At 45.9% G+C, this 10990-nt stretch carries 8 protein-coding genes; 4 read left to right on the forward strand and 4 right to left on the reverse strand.

Annotated elements, in window-relative coordinates; all coding sequences use genetic code 11:
• Window positions 1-118 precede the first annotated feature (118 nt).
• A complete protein-coding gene (locus V2H45_RS23085) occupies window positions 119-448 on the reverse strand; it encodes a YnfA family protein (protein WP_330486043.1) in 330 nt (109 codons plus the stop codon).
• A 15-nt stretch (window positions 449-463) separates the two neighbouring features.
• Between V2H45_RS23085 and V2H45_RS23090 the strand changes: the two genes are divergently transcribed.
• Complete coding sequence (locus tag V2H45_RS23090; protein ID WP_330486044.1) at window positions 464-649, forward strand: hypothetical protein; 186 nt, start codon at window positions 464-466, stop codon at window positions 647-649.
• Between the two features lie 118 nt (window positions 650-767).
• Here V2H45_RS23090 and V2H45_RS23095 read toward each other — a convergent pair whose 3' ends face one another.
• Window positions 768-2324, reverse strand: a complete 1557-nt coding sequence (locus V2H45_RS23095) for a leucyl aminopeptidase (RefSeq protein WP_330486045.1) — start codon at window positions 2322-2324, stop codon at window positions 768-770.
• A gap of 261 nt (window positions 2325-2585) precedes the next feature.
• Between V2H45_RS23095 and V2H45_RS23100 the strand changes: the two genes are divergently transcribed.
• The gene (locus V2H45_RS23100) at window positions 2586-5090 is read left to right on the forward strand and encodes a TolC family protein (protein ID WP_330486046.1); all 2505 of its coding nucleotides are present in this window, start codon (window positions 2586-2588) and stop codon (window positions 5088-5090) included.
• Here V2H45_RS23100 and V2H45_RS23105 read toward each other — a convergent pair.
• Together V2H45_RS23105 and V2H45_RS23110 are read right to left on the reverse strand one after the other, a co-directional pair.
• On the reverse strand, window positions 5085-5720 hold the full coding sequence (locus V2H45_RS23105; protein WP_330486047.1) for a Maf family protein: 636 nt from the start codon (window positions 5718-5720) through the stop codon (window positions 5085-5087). The genes V2H45_RS23100 and V2H45_RS23105 overlap by 6 nt on opposite strands.
• A 25-nt stretch (window positions 5721-5745) precedes the next feature.
• Window positions 5746-6993: an aspartate aminotransferase family protein gene (locus V2H45_RS23110; protein ID WP_330486048.1), complete on the reverse strand. Its 1248-nt coding sequence runs from the start codon at window positions 6991-6993 to the stop codon at window positions 5746-5748.
• A 249-nt stretch (window positions 6994-7242) separates the two neighbouring features.
• On the opposite strand from V2H45_RS23110, the gene V2H45_RS23115 reads away from it, so the two are divergent.
• Entirely contained in the window at window positions 7243-8907 is a 1665-nt protein-coding gene (locus tag V2H45_RS23115; protein ID WP_330486049.1) for an adenylate/guanylate cyclase domain-containing protein, read from the forward strand.
• A gap of 47 nt (window positions 8908-8954) precedes the next feature.
• Complete coding sequence (locus V2H45_RS23120; protein WP_330486050.1) at window positions 8955-10940, forward strand: acyltransferase family protein; 1986 nt, start codon at window positions 8955-8957, stop codon at window positions 10938-10940.
• Window positions 10941-10990 lie beyond the last annotated feature (50 nt).

Here is a 10990-nt window from a genome sequence, read left to right on the forward strand (position 1 = left end):
TTTACTTTATCAGCTTTGCTGCTTTTGTCAATTTACCTAGGTTGAGCAATTACGAAAGATTCTTTCTTCTATCCTTTAGGATCGCTATATTTCAAAGTAGAACGAGGGAATGAATGCTTTAGTTTCTAGGCGCATAGACGATCGCAAGCGCACCCAAAAGTGCGATCGCAGCCCCTAGACAATCAAAGCGATCGGGCGTTATGCCATCGACTCGCCAACCCCAGAGCAATGACAGCACGATAAATATGCCGCCATAGGCAGCATAGGTACGCCCGAAATTTGTCGGCTGGAGTGTGGCAACGAAGCCATAACCGATTAGTAGAAGTGCCCCCAATAGAGCCACCCAGATGCTTTTACCTTCCCGCAAATATAACCAGATCAGATAGCCACCTCCAATCTCACAGAGACCCGCCAAGAAAAAATAAACCAGAGATTTGAGAATTGCCATGGTGAGGCTAAGGGTTTGGTTAAAGGTAAAGTCAAAGGCAAAGCCGAAGAAAGAAACCAGATCGCCTTAAAAATGCTGCAATCTAACATTTCCATAGATGCGATCGCTCAATTTACAGGACTGACTCTAAAACAAATCGAAAAGCTACAAAAAGCAGCGGTACGAATCCCTAAGGGAATCGCTAGTAAAAAATCTCCGTAAACAGGAGATGCCCCATCGATAGATCTAAGGGTAAAGCATTTGTGCAGGAGCGTTATCCTTTCATGTAAACATTCCTACAGAAATGCTTTGCCCTCCTTGTCTTCTAAGAAGGTTTGTCCTAAGAAAGGCTGAGGAGCCAGTTCACCAGAGTCCGCACAGGGTAGCCTGTCCCCCCAGCATTGTTATAGCCAGCATCTTTCCCAGTCCAAACTGGCCCCGCAATATCTAAGTGCGCCCATGCACTCGTCTTTGCTACAAACTGCTTTAAAAACAAAGCACCCGTAATCGCACCACCAGCGCGAGAACCCGTATTCAAAAAGTCGGCGACCACAGATTTGAGCTGGTCGAAATAGGGTTCCTCAAGGGGCATCCGCCAGAACTTCTCACCTGCGCTTTTAGAGGCTTTATTGAGTTGGGCAGCAAGTTCGTCACTGGTAGACCACATGCCCGCAATCTGATCGCCTAGCGCTACCACGCAAGCCCCAGTTAGAGTAGCAAGATCGACGATCGCTTCGACACCCAATTTATCGGCAAATACCAAGGCATCGGCGAGGGTGAGGCGACCTTCGGCATCCGTATTATTCACCTCAATCGTCTTGCCATTAGAGGCTGTGAGAATGTCTCCGGGGCGCATGGCTTTGCCATTGATCATATTTTCACAGGCAGCAATAATGAAATGCACCTCTAGGTTGGGTGGTTGAAGTTGGGCGATCGCTTTCGCAGCACCCAGCGTTGCAGCGGCTCCTCCCATATCGGTTTTCATTAATTCGATGCTGCTGCCCACGCCTGTTTTAATATTTAAGCCACCCGAGTCAAAGGTCAGCCCTTTACCCACGATCGCGACCTTACGCTTCGGTGCATCATTGGTTTCGCTGCTATAGGTCAAGTGAATAAACTTAGGCGGTAAATCAGAAGCCTGAGCTACTCCTAGAAATGAACCCATGCCCAGGGCTTCGCACTGCTCTTTTTCTAAAATTTCCGCCGAGATGCTGCTATATTCATTAGCGATCGCGAGGGCTGTATCGGCAAGTGTAATCGGCGTCACCAAGTTGGCAGGTGCAGACACGAGTTCCCGCGCCAAGATGACGCCACTGCAAATTTTCTGCGCGGTTTCTATGCTAGCTGCTGAGTCTGAGATTCCTAACAATTCCACCTGTTCTAAGGTGGGCTCTGGCTTTGATTTGCCCGATCCATTGCTGGAATTCGATTTAAACCGCTTATCTTGATGGGTGGCAAGCAAAATCCCTTCACTCAGAGCTTGAGTGGTAATGCCGAGGTCTTGATTGTACTGCGGGAAAGAAAGCGCTAGGGTCTTACATTTCGCTTGGTTCGCCCATTTTGACGCCTGAGCTGCGGCTTTGCGCCAGGCATCCGTCGTCGCTTTTGCGGGGTCGCCTAGCCCCAACAACAGTACCTTCCGAATCGGACTGCTTCCCCCAACTCTGGTACTGGCAGATTCACCCACTGCCCCTTTAAAGCCAGACTCAGCGATCAATTCTTGTAACGTGCCTCCGAGTACCTCTATATCTAAACTACTGAGTTCGGCCGTGAGTTCGATCTGCCCTTTATCTTTGGTATCTTTCTCGGGATCGGGTGTTGAGGCTTGAAAGAAAGCGATCGCGAGTCCATCGCCTACCCATGACTGAAGGGGATGCGCTGATGTGGTGATTTTCATGCTGCAATGTTATGGTTTTTCCTAGCTATATTACAATCACAGGAATTAGTAAGTACACTTATAAACGTTGTGCTAAATATTTTTACATCCTTAAGTAGATAATCAATCGCACTCAGGTACTGTATTATCACTATCGGTGTTTGAAAACCTGTGGTTTTAAATTAAGAATTTAGAGATTTACAAATTACTAGTTACTGATATATTTTGTGTGCAGATTCTGCACTTAGCAGATTTGTTTGAGGCGTGACAGACTAATAAGCTATGCAAATTTCTTTCGGTTGGATGACTCTCAGTGCCAGTTTAGCGATTCTGACACCAACTCTCTCGGCTAACGCTCAAGTTAATATCCTAGATCGAACCCCAGCTAATCCTTTCGTTAGCAGCCAAGTTAGCACAATCATTGTGGGTTCAATTCCTCAAACCATACCCATTTCTGGAAGTGTGTTAGAGCTTTCGTGGCTTGCAGCGACAGACGGGTCGCGGGTAGAAGTCCCCCTTGCCAGTCTATTTAAAACTTTACTGAGTCAAATCACGGATAATTCGGCTCAAACCCCTTCCACAAACTTAACTACTGGCACTCAAGTACCGCTGGAAAATAGAAGTAATACCAAAGTGACAGGTGCGATCGTTCCCGTCGCTAATCGCAATTCTTTACCCACCGATCGGCTGCGGACAAAAACACCTGAAACAATCTTAGCTTCGTTGCCGCTGAGAGAAATTCAACTATCCAGCAAGCCCAGCTACTTTACCGCCCAAGAGCCAGACACCTTAGAAACTCATAGTTCCTCAAGCACGGCTATGCCTCCTGTGGCAGAGGTTACGATCGCTAAGCCCAAGCCTGCTTTGCTCATTCGTCCGAGCCAAAGATCGCAGGTCAAGCCATCAGAGCCACAAGCCGCAAAACCATCGGAACCAGCGGCAAAGCCTACCTCTGTCAACTTAAGCCCATTACAAGGGAATGGGCTGAGAGAAATTAATACCTCTACTCAGCCTACGACCAAGGTTGCGCTAGAGCCAGCATCCGATCTGCCTACCGAAACCACTGCCAAACCAACCGAAAGTGGCAAGCCTGAAGTTAGAGATGCTGATGCCAAACCTACGGTGAAGAAACCAGTAATGCTTCCTTTAGGGCTTCGTTCCGCCGTACCTAAACCCATTGCCTCTAAACCTATCAGTGAAGAAACCAGTGTCAAAGTACCCGCAAGTTCGTCGGCGATCGCTGCTCCAGAAACCAAGCCTGCGTTAACTCCTGCTGCTTTGGAGCCGAAATTGCCTGTACAGACAGAGCAAAAGCTATCCGATCTCAAAGCACCTGAGTCTAAACCTGTGGCGAAACCTACGACGACTGCGGCAACCCCTGCCCCAGCTACTTCAACGCAGACAAAGATCGAACCAACGCCCCAACCTGCAACGGTTACGAGTGGCTCGGAGACTCATGCAGCGCAGCTACCCACTTCATCCCTTGCTTTAGAGCCAGCTCAAACATTAGTTGTGCCAACCACACCCAGTCAGGTGAAATTAGATCGCACCAAGCCGATTTCCCTCAACGAAGCGATCGAACTGGCAAATAAAACCAATCGGGATATTATTCAAGCTCGTATTGCTGTCGATAGAGCTAGAGCGGCATTGCGAGAACAAGAGGCGGCAAAACTGCCTACAATCGATGCTACTTTGCAATACAACTTTACAGACTCAGCTCAAGTTCGCCTAGGGAATGTAGCGGCACCATTTTTAACCCCACCAGCTAACACGATTACTCAACCTGTAACTGGGACAGTGGGTGTGCAATATAACATTTTTAATTCTGGGCTTGTAGATGCCAATATTCGAGCAGCCGAAAATTTACTCAGAATTAAAGAAGCCGATCTCAATCGCATTACCCAAGTTGTAAGGTTAAATATTGCCACTGCTTACTACCAGTTGCAAAACACCGATGAAAATGTTCGGATTCAACTCAAAGCTGTTGAGAATGCCGAGCGTAGTCTTAAGGATACACAGGCACTTGAAAGAGCTGGGGCGGGTACAAAATTTGATGTCTTGCAATCAGAGGTACAGCTTGCTAATGCTCAGCAAAATTTATTAAATGCTAGAGCTAATCAGTTGATTGCCCGTCGTGATATGTCTAGGCAACTAGAATATCCTGCGACGCTCGATCTTAGTGCTGCTGACAAGATTGAACCAGCGCAAGACTGGAAACCCACGCTCGAAGATACGATTATTTTGGCAGTGCGCAATCGTTCTGATTTAGATATTTTGAAATTGCAGCGAGAAGTTGCACGCGATCGCATTGTGGCTGCTTTTGCTACCCTTGGTCCTCAAGTAAATCTGTCAGCGAATTTGAATGCTGCGGATAATTTTAATCAAATTGGAGGAGTTGCTCTAGGGTATCAACTAGGTGCAACAGTGCAATGGAGTCTCTTTGATGGTGGCAAAGCCCAAGCCCAAGCCGATCAGTTTAAAGCCGATCAAGCCCTTGCCGAAAGTCAATTTGAGCAGACGGCAAGACAGATTCGGTTTGATGTCGAGCAAGCTTACATTACCTTGCTAAAAAGTCGCGAGCAAATTACAACGGCTACCCGTGCGTTAACCCAAGCAAACGAAGCCTTGCGACTGGCAAGACTGAGGCTCACAGCGGGTGTAGGAACGCAACTAGAGGTAATTAATGCCGAAGTAGCGCTCACCCAAGCGGATGTCAATCGACTCCAAGCCATTACGGGTTTCAATTTATCCCTATCGACATTGCAACGAGCGATCAATGGTCTATAGAGGGTGTCGGCGAATTACCGTTCCCTGAGCTTCAAATTGAAGGCTATAGCCCAGCGATCGCAGCATTTGTCGCAAAAGTGGCAGGCTTAGACCCAAGACATTGGTGTGACAGCCTTCTAGTCTTTCGACGAGCAGACCACCCAATCGCTCTAGGGCAAAGCAACCCGCACAGGCAAGGGGTTCGCCCGTATCGACATAGCTGCTGATTTCCAAATCTGTAGCATCGGCGAAGTATACGGTTGTGAGGGCATAGCGCACGAACGTGCGTTGGCGCTGTACGTCAATCAGACTATGCCCTGTATAGAGTTCGCCCTTATAGCCGCGCATTTTTTGCCACATGGCGATCGCCTTGGCTCGATTTTCGGGCTTGCCATAGATCTCGCCATCCACGCTCAGCACAGAGTCACAGCCCATAATCAGGGCGTGTTTGCCTGCAAATTGCGATACCACTGACTCGGCTTTACTGCGAGCCAAAACCTGTACCAATTCCGCAGGATCGGTAAGCGTAACTTGAGATTCGTCAAAATTGCTGACACACACGACAGGATGAATGCCAGCATTTTCAAGCAACTGTTTGCGGGTTGGCGAACCAGAAGCCAACACAAACAGGGGAGATGAGAATTCAGTCACAGGCGATCTTTAATCCCGAAGTACATTACGAGTTTAATGATGCCAGCGATGCGGCGATCGTGGCGATCGCTTGGTCGATTTCCTCCGCAGAAACGATCAAAGGCGGCACAAATCGCACGACCTTAGGTCCAGCGGGAACCAGCATTAAGCCCCGATCGATACAGGCTTGCACGACATCGCGGGAGGTCAAAGCCGCTGACTCAGCCAGTACCAATCCTTCAATTAATCCCCAACCGCGTACTTGCTCGATCAGATCGGGATAGTCTTGCGCGATCGCACGTAAGCCCTTTTGGAGTTGTTCGCCCCGTTCTTTCGCATTGGTAACAAGGTCTTCGTCGGTGAGGGTTTTGCAAACTGCCAGCGCTACCGTGCAGGCAAAGGGATTGCCCCCAAAGGTACTAGCATGATCGCCGGGTTCAAATAGATCGCAGGAACTCTTACACATCATTGCCCCAATCGGAATGCCACCGCCCAACCCCTTGGCAGAGGTAAAGATATCGGGTTCGATCCCGAGGTTTTCATAGCCCCAGAGTTTGCCACTGCGTCCCATGCCCACTTGGACTTCATCGAGGATCAGCAGGATATTCTTTTGGTCGCAAATCTCGCGCACTCTTTGGAAATAAGCGCGATCGCCCGGACGCACGCCACCTTCACCTTGCAGTGCTTCTAGCATCACCGCACATAACCGCCCCTCATACTTGGCAACGGCTGCTTCTAACGCGGCAATGTCGTTATAGGGAACGTAGTCAAATCCCGAAACGAGGGGGGTAAAGTTTTTTTGATATTTGGGCTGCCCCGTGGCTGTAATTGTGGCAAGGGTGCGACCGTGAAAACTAGCATTGGCGGTCAAGATCAGCGGATCTTCGATTCCCAGTTTGACATGGGCATATTTACGCGCCAGCTTGATTGCACCCTCATTCGCCTCCGCCCCAGAGTTACAGAAGAACGCTTTGTCAGCACAGGAATTTTGCACTAACCATTTGGCGAGTTCGCCTTGAGCGGGCAAATAAAACAGATTAGAAACATGGTGCAGGGTCTGAATTTGCTCGGTCACTGCTTTAACCATTGCGGGATGCGCGTGTCCCAAGGTACAGGTGGCAATGCCTGCGACAAAATCTAAATATTCTTTACCAGTGCTGTCCCAAACGCGACAACCTGCGCCTCGCACCAACGCGATCGGAAACCGCGCATAGGTATTCATGACATATTGGTCAAACTCTGATGTGCTATTTTGTATGTCTACGATGGGTGGTTCAAGGGCGATTGGAGACATGGATCTGCGTATAGTTAGTGGTAATTTTAAACATTAAGTATGATAGGCAAAGCCAACGCTTGCATTTGTATTGCAACTAGCATTGCGATCGCATTCAAGAAACTCATTATCTATTGACGAGTCTATTGAATCTATACGATCTTTACATAGGCATCGCAAAATTGGGTATGTAATTTGCCAGCAATTTGCCAGCAATTCGGTAAAACGATGCACTTACAATAAATTTGGACTGCCAGAGGCTTTTGAAATATGCCATACATCATTCAGAATCCAGAAACTCCCACCGAAAGAGTCTGTGAGTTGAGATTCGGGACAAATAGTATTGGACGGGGGTTAGAAAACAATATCGTGGTTGAAGATGATGCTAGAAGCCTCTCGCGTCACCATGCCGAGATTAATTTGACGGATTCTGGAGTCTATCTCACCGATCTCAACAGCAGTAACGGCACATTTGTGAATAGTGTCAAGATTACGCAGCACAAACTGCAAGAGGGCGATTCTATTCAGTTTGGCAGTGTCATATTTAAATTTGTCATGAGTCGGGCTAAGCCCCCCTCAAATCCGCAAACCAGTGCTAGTGCAAATTCGGGCTTATCGATCTTGATGCGGGTTTCCCCCGAAAAGCCCCGCACGCCTCTCCGCGATTTAATCAAGCACGACAGCGCACTTCAACGCGATACGGGTTCGGTTTTAAGACTTCCCGAAGATGATAGTCAACGCACGGCGAACAAGCTAAAAATCCTGTTGGAAGTCAGCCAAGAGTTGGCTTCGCCCCAAGCCTTTGATGTTCTACCTGAAAAGATTCTCAACTTACTGTTTGAGATTATGAATGTCGATCGCGCCGTTCTGTTGATTTTTAATGAAGCCACCCAAGAACTCGAACCTAAAGCCCTGAAAACCAAGGCGGGTATTTCGGCTGACTATGAGTTTTACAGTAAGCGCATTACCAGTTTTGTGCATAAATATGGTGATGCCATTCTCACCGATGATGCCTGTATTGATAAGCGATTTGACAGCGCCATGTCGATTATTCAACAGGCAATTCAAGCCGCCATGTGCGTGCCTTTAAAGCCTAGAGACAAATGTATTGGGGTTTTGTATGTTGATAATCTTTCCATGTCCAATGTTTATCATAAGGAAGATTTAGAATTCCTCACCAGTCTTGCCAACCAAGCCGCGATCGCGATCGAAAATGCCAGTCTCTATAAGCGCATGCAAACGGAAGTAATTCGCAGGGCAAGGCTAGAGCGATTTTTCCCACAGGCTGTCAGTCAGAAAATCGAAGAGGGTGGTGACTTAAAGATTGTGGAAACCGAAGTAACGGCTCTGTTCTCTGACATTAGCGGATTTACGGAAATGTCTTCGCAGTTGGAACCTCGGCAAGTTCTAGAGATTCTGAATGAATACTTTAAGATCATGGTAGAAGACATTGTATTCCGCTATGAAGGAACGTTAGAGAAATATATTGCCGATGCCCTGTTAGCAGTTTGGGGTTCGCCCTATCGTCGCGATGATGATGCGGTTCAGGCAGTTCATGCCGCGATCGCAATGCAATGGGCAATGACCCACTTAAACGAACAGTGGTTGCAACAGGGGCGCAATTTACACATTCAAATTCATATTGGATTGAATACGGGTAAAGTTGCGGCGGGAAATATTGGTTCTGATAAGTTGATTCAATATACAAATATTGGGGACACGATGAATGTGGCAAGTCGGATCTGTAATGCTGCCAAAGCGGGAGAGGTTCTAATTTCAGAATCTACTTTAGCCCAAATATCCCACCTCGATATTCCCACAGAGAAAATCGAACCAGTCATGGTTAAGGGGAAAGATCAACCTCTGCAACTCTATCGCGTGCTTTGGCAACAGGCAGAAGTAGCTTTAGCCACTAATCTCACGTTCCATCAGTAAGTCGTAAGCCTCTTCGCAATGAGGTCTTCAAATTTACAAGGATAACGATGTCACCATCAAAATTAAACTATAGACCGGATATAGATGGTATTAGAGCATTAGCAGTCATTGCGGTTATAATTTTTCATGCGTTTCCACTCTTAGCAAAGGGAGGCTTTGTTGGGGTGGATATATTTTTTGTTATTTCTGGCTATTTGATCACGGGAATTATTGTAAAAAGCTTGAAAGATAGAACCTTTAGTTTCAAGGATTTTTATGCTCGCAGAATAAGAAGAATTTTTCCAGCTTTAATCGTTGTTTTAATTGCTACATGGTTTGCGGGATGGTTATTCCTAACGCCAACGGAGTACGTGTTTCTTGGGAAGCATATAACCGCAGGCGCATTATTCGGCTCGAATATTATTCTAGCGAATGAAAGTGGCTATTTTGATAGTTCGTCAGATTTAAAGCCTCTCTTAAATCTCTGGTCTTTAGGAGTGGAAGAACAATTCTATTTGCTCTGGCCCGTAATTCTTTTTGTATGCTGGAGAAAAAAAATTAGCCTGAAGTGGATAGCTTTGGGAGTTATTGCAGTTTCATTCTCTTGGAATATATGGACCACATTTCTGTGGAATATATTCTCGATTGGACTGTATCCCTATGGCAATTACTATTTACCCTTCTCGCGATTTTGGGAGATATTAGCAGGTGGTTTACTGATCGATTTGGATAGAAAGCAAGAAAATTTACCCGTCCAGAACAAAATATATCTAGGCAGATTTTCTTGCCAAGACATACTCTCTATAGTGGGATTTGCAGGTCTTCTAGTTTGCATCTTTGGATTTAATAAAGAGTTGCCCTATCCAGGGGTTTGTGCCCTTGTTCCAATTGTTTCAACTATGTTACTGCTGGCAGCAGGAAGCGATTCTTGGATAAATAGAAATCTGCTTGGGAATAGGTACATTGTGTTTGTAGGCTTGGTGAGTTATCCCCTCTATCTTTGGCATTGGCCTGTACTAGCTTTTGCGAGGATTATCAGTTATGACACGCTCTCCATAGAGGTCAGGCTGATTTGCATAGCAATAACTGTCACTCTTGCCATGCTGACTTATTTTTTAGTAGAAAAGAGTGTCCAATCAATTTTTAGTAGAAAGCGAGTTGCTATAACCTCATTACTTTGTACTGGCTTATTGCTTGTAGTTTTTTTAGGGCTTTACATCGGTCATACCAACGGCTTTGAAAAAAGATTTCCAGCCTTGGAAGGATATGCCCAAAAGATGAAATCATTTAGCAATACATTTGATATTGCTGCTAAAAGCTCAAAGTGCTTTTTTGTGACTGAAGATGCTGTCGATGAGTTGAGGGAATACGAAAAGAATAACTGTTTAAATAACCCAGTAAATGGAAAGCCTTACATGCTCTTGGTCGGGGATTCTCATGCAGCATCGATTTTCCCAGGTGTTTATCATGACTTTGAGGAGAGAACAAACATTGGACGTTTGATGGCAGGATATTGCATTCCAATGATTGAGAACTTGAACTATAGAAATCATACCGATTCGACAGATAGATGTCAGAGGATAAACGCATACATCTTCAGTAAAATAAGAGAAGCCAAACCTGATATACTCCTTGTTGATGCTTACTATCTTGCCTATGCATTACAAGATGGATGGAGTTATCCCAATTTTATAAGTGATTTTGTTGAGAACATCAACCAACTAAAAGTATCTGGGCTGAAACATATTATTGTTATCGGTCAAGTCCCAACTTGGAAGCCTTCACTTCGTGAGGTTTTAGAACGCTCGTTAATGAGGAGGAATTATATAGCAGAGCGCTCTAAGGTTGGGCTCGATGAAGACTCGATTAAAGTCGATTCCATCCTAAAAGCAGAAAAGTGGAAGTCTGGAGTTTATTACATCCCAATCGTAGATAATTTATGTGACCAGTATGGATGTTTGACAATGGTAGGGAAAAACTTCCCAAATGACTTAATCACACTTGATTATGGACATCTTACGGAAAAAGCTTCAATTTATATCGTTAAAAATTAGACTTGTTTGGAAATAATAGATAATAACAAAACAGTTAGAAGGCGAGATGT

The sequence above is a fragment of the Tumidithrix elongata BACA0141 genome, from assembly GCF_036349135.1.
Lineage (GTDB): Bacteria > Cyanobacteriota > Cyanobacteriia > Pseudanabaenales > Pseudanabaenaceae > Tumidithrix > Tumidithrix elongata.